The sequence below is a fragment of the Vibrio sp. OY15 genome, assembly GCF_000742455.1.
GTDB lineage: Bacteria > Pseudomonadota > Gammaproteobacteria > Enterobacterales > Vibrionaceae > Vibrio > Vibrio alginolyticus.
The window spans coordinates 225,720-247,262 of the sequence record NZ_JPIL01000004.1; the positions used below are offsets into that span (position 1 = coordinate 225,720).

Consider the following 21,543-nt stretch of genomic DNA (forward strand, 5'->3'; position numbering starts at 1 on the left):
CATCAAAATTTATTTATACCTATCAAGAAAAGCGAATATTAAGTATGGCAAACGATCCAAAAAACTTTCCGTCAAGGAAAATGCTGGTAACTTGTGCCCTTCCGTACGCTAACGGTTCGATCCACCTTGGTCATATGCTTGAGCATATCCAAGCGGACATTTGGGTTCGTTACCAACGCCTACGCGGCAACACTGTAAACTTCATCTGTGCTGACGATGCTCACGGCACGCCAATCATGCTTAAAGCGCAACAGATGGGTATTACTCCTGAAGAAATGATTGCCGCAGTTAGCGAAGAGCACCAAAAAGACTTCGCTGGATTTGATATCAGCTTTGATAACTACCACAGCACACACTCAGATGAGAACCGTGAGCTAGCGTCACACATTTATCTTGAGTTGAAGAAAAATGGCTTTATCTCTAGCCGCACTATCTCTCAGCTGTTCGATCCAGAAAAAGAGATGTTCTTACCGGACCGTTTCGTAAAAGGTACCTGTCCAAAATGTAAGTCTGAAGACCAGTACGGTGACAACTGTGACAACTGTGGTGAGACTTACAGCCCAACAGAACTGATCAATCCTAAATCTGCGGTTTCTGGTGCGACGCCAGTAATGAAAGATTCAGAGCACTTCTTCTTCGACCTACCTCAGTTTGAAAGCATGCTAAAAGAGTGGACTCGCTCTGGCTCGCTACAAGCTGAAACAGCGAACAAAATGCAAGAATGGTTCGAATCTGGTTTGCAGCAATGGGATATCTCACGTGACGCACCATACTTTGGCTTCGAGATCCCTGGTGAGAAAAACAAATTCTTCTACGTGTGGCTAGACGCGCCTATCGGCTACATGGGCTCTTTCAAAAATCTATGTGACAAGCGCGACGATCTAGATTTCGACGAGTATTGGAAAAAAGACAGCTCAGCAGAGCTGTACCACTTCATCGGTAAAGACATCGTTTACTTCCACAGCCTATTTTGGCCAGCAATGCTAGAAGGTTCTGGCTTCCGCAAGCCTAACAACGTATTCGTACACGGTTACGTAACCGTAAACGGCGCGAAAATGTCGAAGTCTAAAGGTACGTTCGTAAAAGCAAGCACTTACCTAGAGCACCTAGACCCTGAGTGTCTACGTTACTACTACGCTGCGAAGCTAAACAGCCGTATCGATGATCTAGATCTTAACCTTGAAGACTTCACTCAGCGCGTAAACGCTGACGTTGTTAACAAGATCGTTAACCTGGCATCTCGTAACGCAGGTTTCATCGCGAAACGTTTTGAAGGCAAACTGTCTGACAACTTTGCAGAGCCTGAACTTTACAACGAATTTGTTGCTGCTGCTGACCGTATCGCTGAGCTTTACGAAACGCGTGAGTTTGGTCGTGCAATCCGTGAAATCACGGCATTGGCAGACAAAGCTAACCAATACGTTGATGAAAAAGCACCGTGGGTTGTAGCAAAAGAAGAAGGCAAAGATCAGGAACTACAAGACATCTGTTCTGTCGGTATCAACCTGTTCCGCGTACTGATGACTTACCTGAAACCAGTAATGCCATCGCTAGCTGCGCGTACTGAAGCGTTTCTAAACCAAGAGCTAACTTGGGAAAACATCGCTGCTCCACTAACAGGCCACGAGATCACTAAGTTCAAAGCACTGTTCAACCGTATCGATCCGAAGAATGTTGAAGCGATGATCGAAGCATCTAAAGAAGATGCGGCGGCAGAAATGGCGGCGAAAGAGAAAGCAGAAGCGGAAAAGAACAAGGCTAGCGAAACTGAGCTAGACAAAGAGCCAATCGCTGAAGAGATTGAGTTCGATGCTTTTGCTGCAGTAGATATGCGTATCGCTCGTATCATCTCTTGTGAAGAAGTACCAAAAGCCAACAAACTGCTTAAGTTCCAATTGGACATCGGTGGTGAAACTCGTCAGGTATTCTCTGGCATCAAGTCAGCTTACAAACCTGAAGAGCTAGAAGGCAAACTAACGGTAATGGTTGCAAACCTAAAACCTCGTAAGATGAAGTTTGGTATGTCTGAAGGTATGATCCTAGCGGCAGGCCCTGGTGGTAGTGACCTGTGGATCCTTGAGCCACACGAAGGCGCTCAACCTGGTATGCGCGTAATGTAAGTATCTTTATTGAAAAGGCTTAACTAAATCAGTTAAGCCTTTTCTCGCAGTTAAGCTTATCGATTAAGCTTGATTGTACTACAAAGAGAATTCTTCTGGACCCCAAGTAATAATCGCGCCACATGCAAGGAAAAGTACAAAGCTGATCGTGACTACAAAAGCGAGAACTCGATCAAATGTCGTTGCGTATTTTAGTATTAACTGATCATCTACAAGTGATACTTTCGCAGGTTTACCTCGCATCAACACTGAGGCGTACATGGGAAATCTAAAACCCCACCCATTTCTGTCCCAGCCAATTGGATCATGACCATCCTGCAATATTTTTGTCTCAATCCGCTTTGCTGATACACGAATAAAAACCAATGTGCTCAGTAACCATGTCCAACCAACAATCATCAGTATAAGATCGAAACAAAACACAACTACTCCTTTAAAACCAATTTACTTTAGAGCTAGTTTCATAGGTTTTTTCTGCTAAACCTTGCCCAAACCAATCACCCATTTTTGCAGCCGCATAACCAGCCCCTAAACCAACACCTATTAATACTACTACTCCAAATGGGCCAGCAGCCAAAGCGACTCCCATTCCAGATACAATCACTTTGGATGTAGTCCAAACGCCAGCAGCGTTGCTCGCACCAAACCCTGCAACTTCCATTGCTGCTCTTTTTTGCCAATTTTCTCCGTTATTCTTGGCATTTCGAACATTGTTAAAGCGAACACCAGCATCAATCATGATGATCTTTTTACCCACAATACTAGAGCTTTGTTCAAGAAATCGAATTGAGCGGATGTTAGCTATAGATGTTAAATGTAACTTAGTTATATCCCTGCCACTTCGCGCGATATTGACAGCCCTATTCGGGTTGCTCCAAATGTTTCCACGGCTACTTTTAACTCGTCCTGCATAATGGGCAAGCTCTTTTGTAAATTTGGCATTCAAAGAACTGTGAGCTTCTTTAACTCTATATCCAAGCTTCACAAGCTCCTTTTTCTGCGCACCACTTCGTGAGGCTGTACGTACATCTAGTAAGGCGTTTTGATATTTGAGCGAAGCTTTCCCGAAATTACTCAATCTGACTTGCTTTTCATTAACAGCAGTAGCGGCAGCACCTACTGCAGTATACTCATCGATTCCCCCCTCCCCATAGTATGATTAGTAGCATCTAAAAAGGCTTAATCTCTTTTTCATAGAGGAGGGCTACCGCTTGTTAGTTTTCATCGCCAAACTCACGTGTTAGATTGGCTACATTTCTTTTGGTTTCTTGTGACCAACTTTTTACAGTATCAAGAGCACAAGCTATATCAGGTCTCTCGCTACGCAACTTAGCTATGTTGTTCACAGAGCCTTCGTTCAGTATGAAAGGAGTACCTGCGGGAATAAAACTACCAAATATATGTGGGTTGTCCTTACGAAACTGAAGGTACCTATCCTCATCATTTGTATCGATAGGGAGCGTTATCTTTGAGTGAGTACTGAAGCATAGGTCGAATTTATTAGACAAATTAATTACCTCGAACAATCAACAAAATAGACAACTTATATCATATGAAGTGTTCGAGTATTTTAATTTCTAAACATTGTGACTTGAATCAGACTACAAAAAGTAATCAATATGTAACTCACAAAGAATAACGCGTACACCAAGCATCGACACCGAATAATCAACCATATTCACAAATTTGGTGAATCCATGCACCAACAACGACCATTCAAAAAGAACATTCAATATAACCAATTGTTTAAATTGAGTTTTTGTTTGGCATCAAAACTGCAATCTTCCTTGTTAGGTCCAAACACTAACAAGGAGTTGGTTATGTTTGTTTTGATTTCCACACTATTGTCCATCGCTATTTTAGCCGGAATATATCACTTATCTTCTAAACGAGAGCAGCAACATGCGCGCAAATATCAGCTGTTAACATTGTTGCGAGATGTTGTTCACCTTCTGAGACACCACCGAGCTGCTACTCACTACTCGCTTCAATTCCAACAAAACGATCAACAAAAATTGGACGCTCTTCATGATGCTCTGACTAACAAGCTGCATCTTTTAGTCGAAACATCACGGTTTGAAAACAAACCCATGTATCGCGTATTACAGATTAAAGTAGGGAAACTACTTGAACAATGGAATGACCATAGTGTTGCAAGAAACCAGATGGAGCATGGTAAGTTAATTCGTCATTGCTTGTTTTTGATGGATGAAGTAACCATCGCATGGCTAGCGGTTGAGCAAAGAGATGACTTGCATAATGAGTATCACATGAACTGGCAAAACATTATGGATAGCTTGGAGACCCTGACTCAGTTACGAATCAGCATTCAAGATTTAGGAGAACAAGGCGGAAATGAGCGTTTCAAAAACTATGCATCGGTCATGATGCGTAAGCTAAACCAACTAGCGGTTATCGCTCCACTTAGCATTACCTCTCCTGCTTCCACGCGCTCAATACAGACGCTAAATGAATACGTGACAGGGAGTCATGTCGACTTAACAGAAGCAGAGCTTTATGGCGTCACATCGGACTTGTCATTGACCATCTTCAATACTTACGACCATGTCCTTTCAGATGTCGTAGAGTCATTATATCTACCGTTGCCCAGACTCTCGCTAGCAGGATAAACGTTCCATGCCTTATTATTGGTGCTAGGTCCGTCGCCGACTTATAAATAAAAACAAAAAAACCGCAGGCCTAAGGCACTGCGGTTTTCGTTTATTCAACTTGTCAGCGCTTAGCTGTCGTCTTCCGTGAAGTTCGTTGGTAATTGCTTTTTCATTTCGTTCCAGATCAACGCACTTTCCATACCATAATGACGAATCACTACTGGTAGTTGCTCACGCTGGCCACTTTCACAAGTTTCGAGCAATTGATGGTAAAACTTCAGAGCTAGCTCACGAGAAGCTGGATTTGAGAAGTAGTAGCTACCGACACGATCGTAGAGCTTCTTCAAACCATTAAAGATCAAACCGTAAATTTGATTTCCTGAATGGAATGCTAGGCGCTGGAAAAGCATATAATCGTAAAAGTTGAACGTTTTAGCAATCAAGATTTCTTGACGCTTCGCTTCATCTTTCTCGTTATCTTCTTTCACATTCTGCAGAACTTTTTCAGCATACGGCGAAGAAGCGATGAATTCGTCCCAGGAAGCCGCATTCATTAAAGCTTCACAAGATTCGATTACGTTCTTAATTGTACGCTCAGAGCTCTCTTTGTTCGCTTTAAATGCATAGCGCATAAAGATAGGACTGATGTTAGTACGTGCCGCAAGCAGATCTTCTACAATGTTTGTCGCATTATCAACGTCTAGCGTCATTAAAGTATCCAAAATATGCAGACCAGAGGTCTCCATAAATTGGTTAACTTTCGTAGGTTTGCCGTGCTGGATAGTCAGCCATCCATCACGGGCTAGTCGTTGAAGAACCTCTCTTAAAGTCGTTCGAGTAACACCAATCAGTTCGGACAGCTCGCGCTCAGCAGGTAAAATTGAGCCTGGAGGAAAACGGCCGTTCCAAATGCTCTCGATAATATATTTTTCTGCGAATCCCGCAGGGCTTTTCGCCTTTATGACCATTCTACTTTTTATCCAATATTGATTTCTGAGGGTCGATACTACTCATCATACCACTACTTAGCGGTTTGAGAAAATTTACGATCAATAGTGGAAACGACTCCATAACATAGAGTTAATACTCTATATGTTGTGTCAATTTAAGAGGCTCTAACATGCGAGCGAAAGCAGTAAAATATGAATTTTTATTTAATTAAACAGCTCACAAATCTCGGAGAAATAAAGACAACCGTGTCACATTTTTATATTCAAAATATGAAAAATTACTTTGTATATCACGGTTAATATTCTTTCTTAATTTGCCTTTTCTCGTCACTGACCGTCATTTAAAATCCAAGAGGATTTTTTTAAGACTTTCATGGTATAGTAACGCCGTTTTGATCGCGTTATTACATTTAAAAAGTCATTTTAGTCGGTAGCATCACGTTTTGTTATTGACTAATAAATGCCTGAGTGTAGAGTTTGCGGTCGAAAGTGAGCGGTGCTTGAGTTCAGGGGAAGTAACTTGGCAAGACTACAATAAACAAAGGATTGTTGTTTTACTAAGTTATTGTTTTTAAAGACTAGTTAATAAGTCTAACAAACAGATACTTAAGCACTATTGTAGTGTCTATTCATAATTTTGTTATAAAGAGAATTATCATGCCGATATCGCTCGGAAACGCTTTTATCAAGAACTTCCTTGGTAAAGCGCCTGATTGGTACAAAGTTGCCATTATAGCCTTCTTAATAATTAACCCGATTGTATTCTTCCTAATAAACCCATTTGTAGCTGGATGGTTGTTGGTCGCTGAATTTATTTTCACGCTAGCAATGGCATTAAAATGCTACCCATTACAACCTGGCGGTTTACTTGCTATTGAAGCCATTGCTATCGGCATGACTAGCCCTGCGCAAGTTAAGCACGAATTAGTAGCAAATATCGAAGTACTGCTACTTCTGGTATTTATGGTTGCGGGCATCTACTTCATGAAGCAGCTATTGCTGTTCATTTTTACCAAAATTTTACTTGGCATTCGCTCTAAAACCCTACTATCACTCGCGTTCTGCTTTGCTGCGGCATTTTTGTCTGCGTTTTTGGATGCCTTGACGGTTATCGCCGTTGTTATCAGCGTGGCGATCGGCTTTTACTCTATCTATCACAAAGTGGCGTCTGGTAACCCTATCGGTGACCATGACCATACACAAGATGACACGATCACTGAACTAACGCGTGATGACCTAGAAAACTATCGTGCCTTTTTGCGCTCTTTGTTGATGCATGCTGGTGTAGGTACTGCCTTAGGTGGCGTAACCACGATGGTTGGTGAACCTCAAAACTTAATTATTGCAGACCAAGCGGGTTGGTTATTTGGTGAATTCCTAATCCGTATGTCTCCAGTGACACTACCTGTATTTTTCTGTGGTCTCATCACTTGTGCTTTAGTTGAAAAGCTTAAAGTGTTTGGCTACGGCGCGAAGCTTCCTAACAACGTTCGTCAGATCCTCGTCGATTTTGACCGTGAAGAGCGTAAAACGCGAACAAATCAAGATGTCGCAAAACTCTGGGTTCAAGGTCTTATTGCGGTTTGGTTGATCGTTGCACTCGCTTTGCACTTAGCGGCTGTCGGCTTAATTGGCCTTTCTGTGATCATTTTAGCGACCGCATTTACTGGTGTCATTGAAGAGCACTCCATGGGGAAAGCGTTTGAAGAGGCCCTGCCCTTCACTGCACTGCTTGCAGTATTTTTCTCGATCGTTGCTGTAATCATTGACCAAGAACTGTTTAAACCAGTCATCGATGCGGTGCTTGCCGTTGAAGATAAAGGTACTCAGCTAGCTCTGTTCTATGTGGCGAATGGCTTATTATCTATGGTGTCGGATAACGTGTTCGTTGGTACGGTTTACATCAATGAAGTAAAAACTGCACTCATTGAGGGCCTCATTACTCGTGATCAGTTCGACTTACTGGCGGTGGCAATCAATACTGGTACTAACCTGCCTTCTGTTGCAACGCCAAACGGTCAAGCGGCATTCCTATTCTTACTCACATCGGCTCTCGCTCCATTAATTCGTCTGTCTTACGGTCGAATGGTTATCATGGCGCTGCCTTACACCGTCGTTCTTGCGATTGTCGGTCTGATGGGAATCATGTTCTTCCTAGAGCCTGCAACCGCTTCTTTCTACGAAGCTGGTTGGATTTTACCTCATAGTGGTGATCTGACTCCCGTAGTATCCGGTGGTCACTAAAATTTGAGTTGATTAGGAAACTTATCCACGATAAAAAGCTCTGAGTATTCAGAGCTTTTTCTATTTCAGACAGGAACAAAAACGTGACTATTTTAAATTCACTTAACCAGTTTTCAAAGGGACGTTTATCGTGGCTACTGCTTCTGCTATTCGTCGTTTTCTTTGAAGCATGTGCCCTCTATTTTCAGCACGTCATGATGCTTGCACCATGTGTCATGTGTATTTATGAAAGAGTCGCGATGATGGGAGTGGGCGTCGCTGCAATGGTTGGTATATTGGCACCCAAGAACCCAATTTTCCGCTGGCTAGGTTTGATAGGCTGGGGATTAAGTGCTTACAAGGGTTTGTTACTTGCAATGCAGCACGTTGACTACCAGTTTAATCCATCACCATTCGCGACTTGCGATTTATTCGTCACATTCCCTAGCTGGGCTCCGCTCAATCAGTGGGTTCCTTGGATGTTTGAAGCATATGGTGATTGCTCTAAGGTTGTGTGGCAGCTCCTTGATTTATCAATGCCACAATGGTTAGTAGTAATTTTTGCAGGCAATTTAATCGCTTTGGCATTAATTGTAATTGCACAATTCTTCCCTGCAAAACGCGTTAATCCAATTCGTTAATCCTACTGACGCGTAAAAATTAACAAAAAGCCGACCATCTGGTCGGCTTTTTGTTAAGTGGATAGCGCGGCGATTCGATTTAGCCGCGTGATTGACCACAGCACTGCTTGAATTTTTTTCCGCTCTCACAAGGACAGGGATCATTGCGCCCGATACCTTTGAATGGGTTTAGGCTTTGAGCTTTATTGCCTACCATCAACTCATCCGCGCCCAGCGCGACTTCACCGACCATTAAATCAAGCTGGTCGACTAAATCTGTCAGGGCCGGTGGCGTTTCAATACCTGCGTCACGCATCTGTTGCTGCGTTGCTGGCTCATCGATCGCCAGCATCAAAGTGGTCAGTAATGCTTGCAGCATACGCTGTAATCCATCATTGAGCTCAACGTCTTGCCACTGTTCTTCAATCATTGGCCAAACAGACATAAAGCCTTCGGCAAAATCAGCAAGTTGTTCAGGTTCTTTGCCTGTTAGCTCTAGCACGGAATATTCGTTTCGTTGAATTCGGTTATGCTGCTTGTGAATTTGCTCTTCCACAGCTGGTTGAATCGCTTTGAATCCCTCACCTAATAGCGGCTCTAACCACTTTTCAGGAGCGAGTGGTTTTGTCGTCAGATTCGCAGCTAACACTGCGCCTTCGATAAATTGGCAAGATTCATCAACGTGAACTTCACCTTTTTCAATCAATGTGTATTGCATGGCATCTGGTTTCCCATAAATTTGGCGGCATTATACCTCAGAGCTCAAAAGCACGTAACCTAACGTTGTGTGTTTGACTGCATTGGCCGCTTCGACTCTTTTAATGACAAACTTAACTTACATCGCTACAATCGCCCTCCTTTTTACCACCAAACTGTATTAGGCAAGCTATGCGAGTTGTACTAGGCCCAATGGAAGGCGTTTTAGATCATTTGATGCGCCAAATCCTGACCGAGATAAACGACTATGACCTGTGTGTTACGGAGTTTGTTCGGGTAATCGACCAGCTATTACCCGATCATGTGTTTCACCGTTTATGCCCAGAGCTGTTGCAAGGTTCTCAGACTGCATCTGGTGTGCCAGTACATGTGCAATTGTTGGGACAAGAACCGAACTGGATGGCTGAGAACGCAATTAAAGCGGCAAACCTTGGCGCCAGAGGTATTGATATAAACTTTGGTTGCCCAGCCAAAATGGTCAACAAAAGTAAAGGTGGAGCAGCGCTACTCCAACATCCAGAGCTCATTCACCGTGTGGTTAAAGCTTGTCGAGAAGCCGTTCCAGAAGCCATTCCCGTAACTGCAAAAATTCGTCTTGGCTGGGAGAACCCTGAAGATTGCTTTGAAATTGTCGATGCCATTCAGTCTGCTGGCGCAAATGAACTGACCGTACACGCACGTACTAAACAAGGTGGTTATAAAGCTTCTGAGATAAAATGGGATTACATCAACCAAATTCGTGAACGTTTTGATATCCCACTGATTGCGAATGGCGAAATTTGGAATTATGAAGACGGTCAACGTTGCATTGAAACGACTGGCGTTAGCTCTTTGATGGTGTGCCGAGGCGCTTTCAATATCCCTAACTTAGGCAATATGGTAAAACATAACCACCAGCCAATGTCATGGCCCGAGGTGGTTGAGTTGCTCATCTATTACTCCAAGTTTGAGATGAAAGGCGATAAAGGCTTGTATTACCCAAACCGCGTAAAACAATGGTTCTCTTACTTACGTCAGGCTTATCCTGAAGCAAAAGACCTATTTAGAGAAATCAGAACGTTCAACAAAGCCGCACCAATTGTTGAGCATATTCAACGCTACCGCGATGACTTAAACTCTCAGGTTGCATAATTCCCGAACACAAAAAGGACGAATATCTCGTCCTTTTTTGTACCTAAATCCTAGTAACAGATCTTATTTTTGCCGGTACTTTTGGCTTGATATAACTTTTCATCCGCCGCTTTAAACAATTCATCAAAGTTTTCTACTCGGCTCTCTTTACTAAACACCACACCGCCAGAGATCGTAAAGCCTTCTTTCGTTACGCGTATCGAGCGCTCATCTATGGCCTTTTTTACTCTGTCTAAAATGAGTTTAATACCCTCTGAATCTTCGTCATAAATCGCTAAAACGAACTCTTCGCCACCAAACCTTGAGGCAACATCGGTATGGCGAATATTTTCACGTATACATTTTGCAACAAGCTGAATTGCAGAATCACCGACATCATGACCATAGGTGTCGTTGATCTTCTTGAAGTTATCAATATCGAACACTGCTAAAGCAACCTGTTTTTTTGTCATCTTATTACGCCACACGGTTTGCATACCTCGACGATTCAATAAGCTGGTCATTGGGTCTCTTGCTGCCAGTTCTTTAAAGTAGCGTCGCTCGCTATGCATATTCACATAGAACAAGACGACGGTACTCAACACGTAAATAAATAGTGCGACAATAAGGCTGTATTTTTCAAAAACCGCTAGGTTCTTAGCTTCATCCCAAAGGTTGTACTCGTAGTACATGCTGTGATTCGCACTCAATCGCTCTAATTCGACTGGTTTGATTCGTGTACTGTTTGAAGGAATGGATTGTAAATTGGAAACCAAATGAAACTGACCTACAAGACCTAGCGACGAAGCCATAAGCGTATTGATGTCAAAATCAATAGACAAAACCCCTTGGTGTTCTCCTTTCTCATAGACGGGTACCGTCATACTAATGACTTGACCTTCCATCGAGTCCAACACAGGCCCTGGTCCAGCCAAGGTAATGTTCACTTTATCTTGCGCGGTTTTTTGCCAAAAAGGTCGGGCTTTTAGCGTTGACAAAAGCTCTCTAGTGAAATTTTTTGCGTAGGTATCGGGTGAGGAGATAACGTAACCGCGCTTGTCAATGTAATGGATTCCAACAATGTGCGATTCAATATCGTGCAGAAATGACAATGACGGCGCAAAACCCGCCTTTTGTTCAGCTAACTGGTTAATCGTTGAACCTTGCTGACATAAGCTTTCGTCCCCTACGATCATATAATCAAGGTCAACCGCAGGTAACCCTTCACTATAAACACTTTCGAGTAATAACACATCTATAGGCCAAAGATAACAAAGCCCTTCTTTGACTAAAGAATTATGTTCTTCAAACAGTGGGTTAGCGTAATTGGTATAGTTGGTGAAGCTGTAATCTAAAGCCGTGAGTACTTTAATACCGCGAGACATTGCACGCTCGATACGCGAATACTCAGAATCGATATAGCGGTTAACCGCATCATAGTAATTTTTCGTTGTCACGAGTAAAACCACTACAAATAACGCCAGAGGAAAAAAGATGACAAATGAGAGGCTAAATCGCCTTTGGTTTACCATTGAGTACCATGCATATGAAAGGTCAATAGTCTCTTATGACTGCTATTAAATTGATACTCGTTATCTGGTGACGCATGCAATGCAGCACCAGATAACAAGAGACCAAACAAATGTGTGCGCGCTGTTTGAGACCGTTTATATATTAAAGGAGTTTAATCAATATAGAGTGTGGTGTCACTTTAGTCGCCATAATTTGCAGCTCTGTGCCGACATATTGACAGAGATATGACCTTTATAATCAACCTGTTCTGTGTCATCTAGCAACGATATAACTTGGCTAACCTCCAAGCCCAGTTGCCACATAGGTAAATCGATTGAACATTCATTACCACTGAGATTAATCATAACAACGACTGCTTCACGACCTAGTACACGTGCGTACGCCAACTGGTTGTTAGTGCAATGCAGCCATTGAATACAGCCCGACTGTAAAGGCTTACATTGTTTACGTATCTTGATCCATTGTTGGTAAAGCGATAGCCATTGTGAACTTTCGATTTCATTCCAAGGAAAACAGCGACGATTATCCGGGTCTAGACCTCCTTCTAGACCGACTTCACTCCCGTAGTAAAGACAAGGCGTGCCAACGTAAGTCATAAGCATTGCTAGCGCGATGTTCATTTTACGCTTATCACCATCAACCAGTGTGATAAACCGAGCAGTATCGTGACTATCGAGTTGATTTAGCTGCGATAGCTGATTAGAAAATGGGATTTTTGCTCTGGCTTCGTCCAACCATGCTTTAAACTCCAAACCATCAATGTTGATTGGATCGTACATAATGTCTTGTCGTGCGATAAAAGCTCGAACTGGATGAGCAAAACCGTAGTAGTTCATCGCCCCATCCTCTTGATCACCTTGCAACCACTGCGTTGCTTCAAAAAAGTGCTCACCTAACACATAAGCATTCGGGTTTACTGACTTAGTCGCATTACGAAACGCTGCCACATAATGAGCATTGTTTTTCGCGCCGTCTCCTTCGCCAAGCATATGGATTACATCAAACCGCCAGCCATCAACCAAGTACGGTGGCTTCAGCCAATACTTGATGACAGACTCTTCACTTTGGTAGATGTAGTCGCGCACCTGTTCATTTTCAAAGTTCAGAACCGATAAGTTACCAATGCCTTTCCAACCAATGTAGTGATTGGTTTCGCCTTCGAAAAAGTAGTAATCACGGAACTTTGACTGCGGATTGCCATACGCTCCTTCTCCTTTTTGTTCGATATCAAACCAAGGATGATGCACTGACGTGTGGTTAAACACCGCGTCTAAAACAATCTTCATATTCTTACCACGGATTTTCTCACACAGTTCAGCAAACTGATCGTTGGTGCCGAACATAGGGTCAACAGTGAAGTAATCGGTGGTGTCGTATTTATGATTACTTGGTGAAGAAAAGATCGGATTAAAATAAAGCGCAGTAACGCCGAGCTGTTCAAGATAGTCCAACTTTTGCTCCACACCTTTGAGGTCGCCGCCAAAGAATTCACGTGCCCCGGTATTTTGGTGAGAGCCTACCGCGTCTCCCCACGCCTTGACGATCGATGCAGAATCATACTGAGCATAAGCGTGGCGAATATCGGACTCACTTTTACTAGCAGAAAAACGGTCAGGAAAGATTTGATAGAAAACTTGCTCTTGGACCCAGCTTGGTGGTTGATGGTTTACATTCAACTTAAAGTGGAATTCTTTGGGTGGAATACGCTTTTGTACGCCTCGTGCATCGAGCCAGTATTGTTGTCCGTCTTTGAGGATCTTAAACACATAATGTGTGACATCTCGATCTCGATTTGGTCGAAACGATGCCTCCCATAGTAACAATTCCCCAGCTGTTCCAATTTGAGCCATGTCGACCAGATATTCTTCATTGTCCGGCTCAATACGCACATAGACGGAATCAAAATCCAATGTCTCGGTTTTCAGTCTGACTGTAATTTGCTCGTCATTAAAAGCTAAACCATCAATAGTTTGACTATGAAAAATAAATGGCAGGTTCATTATGGGCACTCCTCGTCATCGGATATGCCACTATGTTATTGAAGAATTAGAGACAAGAAATCCTCCTTGCGAGTTGACATATCAGCCAATTTTCCCAAGGAGGATCACACTTAGTAGGCGTAGTGACTTGTCGGATACCGCTTAGTTCAACAAGAGACTGTCATCTGCCAGCTCTTCACCACGCACTTTGGAGAACATATCCAACAAGTCTGGTACTTGCATGTTAGCGCGCTGCTCTCCAGCCACATCAAGCACAATTTCACCTTGGTGAAGCATTACGGTCCTATCGCCACATGCTAATGCGTCTTTCATCGAATGCGTCACCATCATCACTGTTAAATCGAACTCATCGACAATACGTTTAGTTAAGTCGATAACAAACGCCGCCATACGAGGATCAAGCGCAGCCGTGTGTTCATCAAGCAATAACAGCTTACTCTCCGATAACGTCGCCATCACAAGGCTAACGGCTTGTCGTTGTCCACCAGACAGCAACCCAATGCTATCGCCCAAGCGGTCTTCTAAACCAAGACCGAGGATGCTAATTCGCTCTTGGAACAGCTTGCGACGTTTAGTAGAGAGCGCCAACCCCCAGCTGCGTTTTTTACCACGCATGTGCGCTAGAGCCATGTTCTCTTCTATCGTAAGTTCACCACAAGTCCCGGCCAATGGATCTTGAAACACTCGGGCGCATTGCGTCGCACGTTGGGCAACCGTCTGCTTGGTGACGTCTTTGCCGTCAATGATAACCTGACCACCTATCATCGGCGTCTCACCTGTCACCGCACCAAGCAACGTCGATTTTCCTGCGCCATTAGAACCAATCACGGTAAGAAATTGATGCTCTGGAACCTCTAAAGAGACGCCTTTCAATGCACGATTTTCCAAAATCGTCCCAGGGTTGAACGTGACCTGAATATTATTTAGTTCGATCATAATGCCTCCCCAGAACCATTTTTTGATGCCGCTTGTTTAGCATCAGTAACGCGTTGTTTCGCTCTCATGCTCTGTTTTAGCTTTGGAGCAATAAGCGCCACAGCCACCAATACTGCGGTAACAAGGTTGAGGTCTGAAGCTTGTAAACCAAACATGCCAGAACTCAAAGCGAAAGCTACTGCAAGGCGATAAAGTACCGAACCGATGATGACCGCAAACACCGCAACCCAAATCTTGCGCCCGGGAATAAGGGTCTGCCCCAAAATCACAGCTGCCAAACCAACGACAATGGTGCCCACGCCAGAGGTCACATCCGCAAAGCTGTTCGTTTGTGCAAACAACGCGCCTGCGAATCCCACAAACCCGTTGGATAAAGCCAAGCCAAAGTAGGTATAAAAGCCAGTGCTCGCCCCTTGCGCAGAAACCATACGCGCATTCACACCCGTGGCTCGTAAACCAAGACCAAAGTCGCTGCTCAGCAGGCGAATGACAAAGAAAGCGGACAGAAGAACTAAGACCCCAACAACCAGAGGGCGAATAAACATCGCATCGCCCAATGCTTCAAACGGAGTGAGAATAGTATCCTCTCCAAGCAACGCCATATTAGGTTTGCCCATAATACGAATATTAATTGAAAATGCAGCGATCATGGTAAGAATGGAAGCTAACAGGTGTAAAATACCACACCGAACAGCCAGAAAAGCGGTTACCCACCCCGTCATACTACCAGCTATCATCGCCATTATTGTCGCAAGCCAAGGATTAATACCTGCGACAATCGCCGTTGCAGCCACCGCCGCTCCCATTGGAAAGCTGCCATCCACACTCAAATCGGGGAAATCGAGAACACGGAACGTAAGATACACACCCAGAGCGACTAGGCCATAAATCAAGCCAATTTCGAGTGCGCCAAAAAAAGCAAATGCAGACATAACTGCTCCTTTCTGCATGCTCAGGCTGGCTAATACCAACCTGAACGTAAGACTTCTAACGTATACTCCCCTTCTTCTCTAGCAGAATGCTCTACACGAGAAATCCGGCGAATATCAATTTTGGGGCAAGCGTCTACCAACCAACGTGACGGTCTTTACCCCAAAAAGCGTTACTTATTGCATGCTTGTCGCACGTTCAACCACAGAACTTGGCAGCTTGATACCGAGCTTAGATGCTGCGCTTTCATTAATTACAAGGTCAAAGCCCGTCGCGACTTTTACATCCAGCTTGCCTGGTTCTTGACCATCAAGAATCGCCGCCACGTAATCCGCGGTTTGTACACCAACCTGGTAGTAGTCAAAACCTAAGCCTGCAATAGCACCCTTTTCGACATACGACGTCGCGCCACCAAATACAGGTTTCTTCGCTTGATTCGCTGCCACAATCATCCCTTCAATCGCACTTGCAACTGTATTGTCTGTTGGGGCGTAAAGAATGTCTGATTTCGCTGCAATCGCTTGAGTCGCAGACTGAACATCAGCACTTTTTAGTGCGGTCGCTTCAACCACTTGTATGCCTTTTGCTTTTGCGCTTTCTTTTAGTAATTCAACTAAAGTCACGGCATTAGCTTCACCGGGATTAAATACAACCCCGATGCTTTTCACCTGAGGAAGAATTTCTTGGATGAGATCGACATGCTGAGCAACGGGTGAAAGATCAGACAGGCCAGTTACGTTTTTGCCTGGTTGTTCCATCGACTTAACCAATTTCGCACCAACCGGATCTGTTACCGCAGTAAAGACAACAGGAATAGAGCGAGTAGCCGACACCAAAGCTTGTGCCGAAGGTGTCGCGATGCCAACTAACACATCAGGATTTTCGCCGACGTACTGACGGGCAATTTGCACCGCAATCGCTGGATTACCCTGTGCGGTCTTATAATCAAATTCTAGATTTTTGCCTTCTTCGTAGCCTTTCGCTTTCAAACCATCAAGTAACCCTTGGCGCGTCGCGTCTAACGCCGGGTGTTCGACAATCTGTGAAACTGCGACAGTTGCAGTGGCGGCCAGTACATTGGTAGAAGAGAAAATAGCAGTAGCTGATAGAACGGCAGTGGCTAATAAACGTTTCGTTTTCATCATAACTCCTTGATGTGACTTCGTCCTTGTTTCACGAGCTTTCAATATGTGTATCGACTCGTGAATTCAAATGTTTGAAGGCGGTATTGTTGTGTTCATATAACTGTGCACTTCTTGCGCATCTTGTTTTTATTATTACTACTAAGTCTTAGTAAAGAAAAGAAAGATTTAACACTAAAGCAACATTTGTGATCGGGGGGACTTCTTCATCCGGAAAGAATCTTTGGTAAACAAAGCTTCGCTCGCTTCATCAACGACCGTCAAAGTAGGTAATAGAGGCAGGATCAAAAATGGAGCGGCCAGTGCACACTCCATTTCAAACAATTTAAATTAGAACCAACGCTCTAATGACGATTTATCGAGCTGGCGAAACGCTCGGTTCAGTATTATCGCAAGCTCTTTGTAACGAGGGCGAGCTTTGACAGGCTCTAATGCAAAACCTGTTTCCACAATTTTTTGATGCAACTCCCGATACCAAGAGGCCAAAGAAGGCGGCAATTTCGTGTTGGATCGAGCACCAAGCCACCAAATGCCTTGAAGTGGCAAGCTAATCGCAAACAAGGCGACAACAATGGATTGAGGTAACGCGTGGTAATTGTTGAATGCCATTTGAGTGAGTACGCTGATCGCAGCAACGGCCGGCATGACTTTAATGCCAAAGCGAGTCGCCTTAATGATACGCTGTTCCGGAAATATGGCGCTTAGCTCTTTACGAACCGGCCAGATCTCCATGTAATTCTGGCCATCTTTCAGGCTATGGATCAATCCGACTTTATTACTCATACCGCTCTCTCACTAAAAAATAGTTGAACATTTCAACTGAAGGTACAAAAAATTGATGAAAGTTAATATTCTTTCAAATTTTTTTTGTTATCATTGCTTATTATCGCTATCCTTTGCAGACCCTCAATCTCATTGTTGCTGTTATTTACAATTTAAGCAACTCCGAGATATCTATCTGCACGGATCGCATCATAGTGATGGAAGGGTTCATCACTATTTCTTTATATGGAATTAGAACAATTTTTGACCAGGATTAGTACGCAGCCTTCTGGGTATCGGCTATTCTTGTGATTAATTTTTCATTCTTTAACTGATTTTTTTATCAGACGAATAACAGGTAGTCATACATGTCTAAGCTAGTTTTAGTTTTAAACTGCGGTAGTTCTTCTCTTAAATTTGCCGTTGTTGATGCCGAGAACGGCGACGAGCACTTGTCAGGTCTTGCTGAGTGTCTTCACCTTCCTGAAGCTCGCATCAAGTGGAAACTTGATGGCAAGCACGAAGCTCAACTAGGCAATGGTGCAGCTCACGAAGAAGCACTAGCGTTTATGGTAGAAACTATTCTTGCTTCTAAGCCAGAGCTTAAAGCTAACCTAGGCGCAATCGGTCACCGTATCGTTCACGGCGGCGAGCAGTTCACTCAATCTGCACTAATTACTGATGAAGTTCTAAAAGGTATTCAAGACGCTGCAACATTTGCACCTCTTCATAACCCTGCTCACATCATCGGTATCGAAGCGGCTAAGAAAAACTTCCCAGAGCTGAAAAACGTTGCTGTATTTGACACTGCGTTCCACCAAACTATGCCTGAAGAGTCTTACCTATACGCTCTTCCATACAACCTATACAAAGAACACGGTATCCGTCGTTACGGCATGCACGGTACTTCTCACTTGTTCATCACTCGTGAAGTTGCAGGCCTACTAAACAAACCAGTTGAAGAAGTAAACATCATCAACTGTCACCTAGGTAACGGCGCATCTGTATGTGCGATCAAGAACGGTCAATCTGTAGACACTTCTATGGGTCTTACTCCACTTGAAGGTCTGGTAATGGGTACTCGCTGTGGCGACATCGACCCTGCTATCGTCTTCCACCTACACGACGCTCTAGGTTACTCTGTTGATCAAATCAACACGATGCTAACTAAAGAGTCTGGTCTTCAAGGTCTAACTGAAGTGACTTCTGACTGTCGTTTCGTTGAAGACAACTACGGTCAAAAAGAAGAAGCAACACGCGCAATGGACGTGTTCTGCCACCGTCTAGCTAAATACGTTGCTGGCTACACTGCTTCAATGGAAGGCCGTCTAGACGCAATCACTTTCACTGGCGGTATCGGCGAGAACTCTGGCCCTATCCGTGAAATGGTTCTAAACCGTCTTGGCATCTTCGGTATCGAAGTAGATAGCGAAGCTAACCTTAAAGCTCGCTTCGGCGGCGAAGGCGTTATCACGACTGAAAACAGCCGTATCCCTGCAATGGTTATCTCTACTAACGAAGAGCTAGTCATCGCTGAAGACACTGCTCGCCTGACAGGTCTTTAATTGAATTCCTGGCTAGCCACTCGGCTAGCCAGTTTTCATTCAAACGAATTTCTTAGGGGCTCAACTCCTATTCTTCGAGCTTCATGGAATAAGAGTTGAGCTTTTATCCCCCAAATAGCTAAAGGTACTCTACGAATGTCTCGTACTATTATGCTTATCCCTACTAGCGCAGGCGTTGGCCTAACAAGCGTTAGCATGGGTGTTCTTCGCGCTATGGAGCGTAAAGGCGTTAAAGTTTCTTTCTACAAGCCAATCTGTCAGCCACGTTCAGGTGGTGATCAGCCAGATCTGACTTCAACTATCGTTGGTCGTAACAGCGATATGAAGATCGGTGAACCAATGGCGATGTCTGTTGCTGAAAGCCTAATCGGTAACGACAACATGGACGAGCTGCTAGAAACCGTTGTTGAACGTTACAACCAAATCAACAAAGACGCAGACGTTACGCTAATCGAAGGTCTTGTACCTACTCGTAAGCACCCATTTGCAAACCAAGTAAACGCGGAAATCGCGGCAACACTTGGTGCAGAAATCGTGCTAGTTGCGACTCCAGGTACTGATAACCCTGCGCAACTGAAAGAGCGTATCGAAGTAGCATGTTCTAACTTCGGCGGCACTAAAAACAAAAACATCTCTGGTGTTATCATCAACAAGCTAAACGCTCCTGTTGACGAAGCTGGCCGTACTCGCCCTGACCTATCTGAAATCTTTGACGATGCAGACAGCGCGAAACAAAACGAATTGAAAGTGATGGAAATTTTCAACACTTCTCCAATTCGTGTACTAGGTTGTGTGCCATGGAGCATTGATCTGATTGCGACTCGTGCAATCGACATGGCTAAACACCTGAACGCAGATATCATCAACGAAGGTGACATCAACACTCGTCGCATCAAGAGCATCACTTTCTGTGCACGTTCTCTGCCAAACATGATTGAGCACTTCAAACCGGGCTCTCTACTTGTTACTTCTGCAGACCGTCCTGATGTTATCGTTGCTGCTTCTCTTGCTGCAATGAACGGTGTGGATATTGGTGCTGTACTGCTAACTGGCGGTTACGATATCCCTAGCGAAATCGAAGGCCTATGTAAACCAGCATTCGACACTGGTCTACCTATCTTCAAAGCACAAGGTAACACTTGGCAAACGTCTCTAAACCTACAGAGCTTCAGCATCGAAGTACCTGCAGACGATAAAGAGCGTATCGAGTTCATCAACGAACACGTTGCTGGCCACATTGACGGTAACTGGATCGAGTCTATGACTGAAGGCACTCAGAAGTCTCGTCGTCTAAGCCCACCAGCGTTCCGTTACCAGCTAACTGAACTTGCTCGTAAAGCAGGTAAGCGTATCGTTCTTCCAGAAGGTGACGAACCACGCACAGTTAAAGCAGCGGCAATCTGTGCTGAACGCGGCATTGCAGACTGTGTACTTCTAGGTAACCCAGATGAAATCCGTCGCGTAGCGGCTCAACAAGGCGTTGAGCTAGGTACTGGTGTAACCATCATTGATGCAGATGCTGTTCGTGAAAACTACGTTGCTCGCCTAGTTGAGTTGCGCGGTGCTAAAGGCATGACTGAAGTTGTGGCTCGTGAGAAGCTACAAGATTCAGTATTCCTAGGCACAATGATGCTTGAGAACGACGAAGTTGACGGCCTAGTTTCTGGTGCTGTTCACACTACGGCGAACACTATCGTTCCTCCGTTCCAAATCATCAAGACGGCACCAAATGCGTCTATCGTATCTTCAGTATTCTTCATGCTTCTGCCTGATCAAGTACTGGTTTACGGTGACTGTGCAATCAACCCAGATCCAACTGCTGAACAGCTTGCTGAAATCGCTATCCAATCTGCTGACTCTGCAGCAGCATTCGGTATCGAACCACGCGTTGCAATGATCTCTTACTCTACTGGTGAATCTGGTAAGGGTGCAGACGTTGATAAAGTACGTGAAGCAACAAAACTGGCTCAAGAGAAACGTCCTGATCTTATCATTGACGGTCCTCTACAGTACGACGCTGCTATTATGGAAAACGTTGCTGCTTCTAAAGCACCAAACTCTCCAGTTGCAGGTAAAGCGACAGTATTTGTATTCCCAGACCTAAACACGGGTAACACAACTTACAAAGCGGTACAACGTTCAGCTGACCTAGTATCTATCGGTCCAATGCTGCAAGGTATGCGTAAGCCTGTAAACGACTTGTCTCGTGGCGCGCTAGTAGACGACATCGTGTACACCATCGCTCTAACAGCTATCCAAGCAGACCAAGAAGCTAAATAATCGCTTCTGACATCTAGTTGGATGACCCGTCCTGATATGGGTT

At 44.2% G+C, this 21,543-nt stretch carries 17 protein-coding genes; 7 read left to right on the top strand and 10 right to left on the bottom strand.

All coding sequences use genetic code 11. The annotated features are described in order from the left end of the window. Positions 1-44: 44 nt before the first annotated feature. A complete protein-coding gene (gene metG / locus IJ23_RS06220) occupies positions 45-2,120 on the top strand; it encodes a methionine--tRNA ligase (protein ID WP_033905755.1) in 2,076 nt (691 codons plus the stop codon). A 78-nt stretch (positions 2,121-2,198) separates the two neighbouring features. Here metG and IJ23_RS06225 read toward each other — a convergent pair whose 3' ends face one another. Together IJ23_RS06225 and IJ23_RS25560 are read right to left on the bottom strand one after the other, a co-directional pair. Beyond that, positions 2,199-2,543: a hypothetical protein gene (locus IJ23_RS06225; RefSeq protein WP_033905756.1), complete on the bottom strand. Its 345-nt coding sequence runs from the start codon at positions 2,541-2,543 to the stop codon at positions 2,199-2,201. A 10-nt stretch (positions 2,544-2,553) separates the two neighbouring features. After that, the gene (locus tag IJ23_RS25560) at positions 2,554-3,198 is read right to left on the bottom strand and encodes a hypothetical protein (protein ID WP_225452447.1); all 645 of its coding nucleotides are present in this window, start codon (positions 3,196-3,198) and stop codon (positions 2,554-2,556) included. A gap of 742 nt (positions 3,199-3,940) precedes the next feature. On the opposite strand from IJ23_RS25560, the gene IJ23_RS06235 reads away from it, so the two are divergent. Continuing rightward, entirely contained in the window at positions 3,941-4,750 is an 810-nt protein-coding gene (locus tag IJ23_RS06235; protein WP_017821380.1) for a hypothetical protein, read from the top strand. Positions 4,751-4,860: 110 nt separating this feature from the next. Here IJ23_RS06235 and fadR read toward each other — a convergent pair whose 3' ends face one another. After that, complete coding sequence (gene fadR / locus IJ23_RS06240; RefSeq protein WP_005380824.1) at positions 4,861-5,700, bottom strand: fatty acid metabolism transcriptional regulator FadR; 840 nt, start codon at positions 5,698-5,700, stop codon at positions 4,861-4,863. Between the two features lie 639 nt (positions 5,701-6,339). Here fadR and nhaB point away from each other — a divergent pair. Together nhaB and dsbB are read left to right on the top strand one after the other, a co-directional pair. Further along, a complete protein-coding gene (nhaB, locus tag IJ23_RS06245) occupies positions 6,340-7,926 on the top strand; it encodes a Na(+)/H(+) antiporter NhaB (protein WP_005380822.1) in 1,587 nt (528 codons plus the stop codon). A gap of 83 nt (positions 7,927-8,009) precedes the next feature. Then, on the top strand, positions 8,010-8,546 hold the full coding sequence (dsbB, locus tag IJ23_RS06250; protein WP_031779052.1) for a disulfide bond formation protein DsbB: 537 nt from the start codon (positions 8,010-8,012) through the stop codon (positions 8,544-8,546). A gap of 79 nt (positions 8,547-8,625) precedes the next feature. Here dsbB and IJ23_RS06255 read toward each other — a convergent pair whose 3' ends face one another. Further along, entirely contained in the window at positions 8,626-9,243 is a 618-nt protein-coding gene (locus tag IJ23_RS06255; RefSeq protein WP_033905759.1) for a YecA family protein, read from the bottom strand. 170 nt (positions 9,244-9,413) lie between these two features. On the opposite strand from IJ23_RS06255, the gene dusC reads away from it, so the two are divergent. After that, on the top strand, positions 9,414-10,373 hold the full coding sequence (gene dusC / locus IJ23_RS06260; protein WP_005380816.1) for a tRNA dihydrouridine(16) synthase DusC: 960 nt from the start codon (positions 9,414-9,416) through the stop codon (positions 10,371-10,373). Between the two features lie 50 nt (positions 10,374-10,423). Here dusC and IJ23_RS06265 read toward each other — a convergent pair whose 3' ends face one another. The 6 genes from IJ23_RS06265 to yfbV form a co-directional block, all read right to left on the bottom strand. Further along, positions 10,424-11,884, bottom strand: a complete 1,461-nt coding sequence (locus tag IJ23_RS06265) for a sensor domain-containing diguanylate cyclase (protein WP_005387278.1) — start codon at positions 11,882-11,884, stop codon at positions 10,424-10,426. A gap of 174 nt (positions 11,885-12,058) precedes the next feature. Next, positions 12,059-13,885 (bottom strand): maltodextrin glucosidase, encoded by a 1,827-nt coding sequence (malZ, locus tag IJ23_RS06270; RefSeq protein WP_033905761.1) that lies wholly within the window; start codon positions 13,883-13,885, stop codon positions 12,059-12,061. A 141-nt stretch (positions 13,886-14,026) separates the two neighbouring features. Continuing rightward, entirely contained in the window at positions 14,027-14,821 is a 795-nt protein-coding gene (locus tag IJ23_RS06275; RefSeq protein ID WP_005387275.1) for an ABC transporter ATP-binding protein, read from the bottom strand. Next, positions 14,818-15,753: an ABC transporter permease gene (locus tag IJ23_RS06280; protein WP_033905762.1), complete on the bottom strand. Its 936-nt coding sequence runs from the start codon at positions 15,751-15,753 to the stop codon at positions 14,818-14,820. The genes IJ23_RS06275 and IJ23_RS06280 overlap by 4 nt, the downstream gene beginning before the upstream one ends. 174 nt (positions 15,754-15,927) lie before the next feature. After that, on the bottom strand, positions 15,928-16,893 hold the full coding sequence (locus tag IJ23_RS06285; RefSeq protein WP_033905764.1) for an ABC transporter substrate-binding protein: 966 nt from the start codon (positions 16,891-16,893) through the stop codon (positions 15,928-15,930). 330 nt (positions 16,894-17,223) lie between these two features. Further along, positions 17,224-17,676 carry a terminus macrodomain insulation protein YfbV gene (yfbV, locus tag IJ23_RS06290; RefSeq protein ID WP_005380809.1) on the bottom strand — a complete coding sequence of 151 codons (453 nt, stop codon included), beginning with the start codon at positions 17,674-17,676 and terminating at the stop codon, positions 17,224-17,226. Between the two features lie 347 nt (positions 17,677-18,023). On the opposite strand from yfbV, the gene IJ23_RS06295 reads away from it, so the two are divergent. Both IJ23_RS06295 and pta read left to right on the top strand, forming a co-directional pair. Further along, the gene (locus tag IJ23_RS06295) at positions 18,024-19,220 is read left to right on the top strand and encodes an acetate kinase (RefSeq protein ID WP_005380807.1); all 1,197 of its coding nucleotides are present in this window, start codon (positions 18,024-18,026) and stop codon (positions 19,218-19,220) included. A 135-nt stretch (positions 19,221-19,355) separates the two neighbouring features. Beyond that, positions 19,356-21,500, top strand: coding sequence for a phosphate acetyltransferase (gene pta, locus IJ23_RS06300; protein WP_033905765.1), 2,145 nt, complete (start codon positions 19,356-19,358; stop codon positions 21,498-21,500). The last annotated feature ends 43 nt before the right edge of the window (positions 21,501-21,543 follow it).

What these genes read in the sequence shown, in the direction of transcription:
- metG (WP_033905755.1), top strand. Translation starts at nt 45, where the DNA reads ATGGCAAACGATCCAAAAAACTTTCCGTCAAGGAAAATGCTGGTAACT.
- IJ23_RS06235 (WP_017821380.1), top strand. Translation starts at nt 3,941, where the DNA reads ATGTTTGTTTTGATTTCCACACTATTGTCCATCGCTATTTTAGCCGGA.
- fadR (WP_005380824.1), bottom strand. Translation starts at nt 5,700, where the DNA reads ATGGTCATAAAGGCGAAAAGCCCTGCGGGATTCGCAGAAAAATATATT.
- nhaB (WP_005380822.1), top strand. Translation starts at nt 6,340, where the DNA reads ATGCCGATATCGCTCGGAAACGCTTTTATCAAGAACTTCCTTGGTAAA.
- IJ23_RS06255 (WP_033905759.1), bottom strand. Translation starts at nt 9,243, where the DNA reads ATGCAATACACATTGATTGAAAAAGGTGAAGTTCACGTTGATGAATCT.
- dusC (WP_005380816.1), top strand. Translation starts at nt 9,414, where the DNA reads ATGCGAGTTGTACTAGGCCCAATGGAAGGCGTTTTAGATCATTTGATG.
- IJ23_RS06265 (WP_005387278.1), bottom strand. Translation starts at nt 11,884, where the DNA reads ATGGTAAACCAAAGGCGATTTAGCCTCTCATTTGTCATCTTTTTTCCT.
- malZ (WP_033905761.1), bottom strand. Translation starts at nt 13,885, where the DNA reads ATGAACCTGCCATTTATTTTTCATAGTCAAACTATTGATGGTTTAGCT.
- IJ23_RS06275 (WP_005387275.1), bottom strand. Translation starts at nt 14,821, where the DNA reads ATGATCGAACTAAATAATATTCAGGTCACGTTCAACCCTGGGACGATT.
- IJ23_RS06280 (WP_033905762.1), bottom strand. Translation starts at nt 15,753, where the DNA reads ATGTCTGCATTTGCTTTTTTTGGCGCACTCGAAATTGGCTTGATTTAT.
- IJ23_RS06285 (WP_033905764.1), bottom strand. Translation starts at nt 16,893, where the DNA reads ATGAAAACGAAACGTTTATTAGCCACTGCCGTTCTATCAGCTACTGCT.
- yfbV (WP_005380809.1), bottom strand. Translation starts at nt 17,676, where the DNA reads ATGAGTAATAAAGTCGGATTGATCCATAGCCTGAAAGATGGCCAGAAT.
- IJ23_RS06295 (WP_005380807.1), top strand. Translation starts at nt 18,024, where the DNA reads ATGTCTAAGCTAGTTTTAGTTTTAAACTGCGGTAGTTCTTCTCTTAAA.
- pta (WP_033905765.1), top strand. Translation starts at nt 19,356, where the DNA reads ATGTCTCGTACTATTATGCTTATCCCTACTAGCGCAGGCGTTGGCCTA.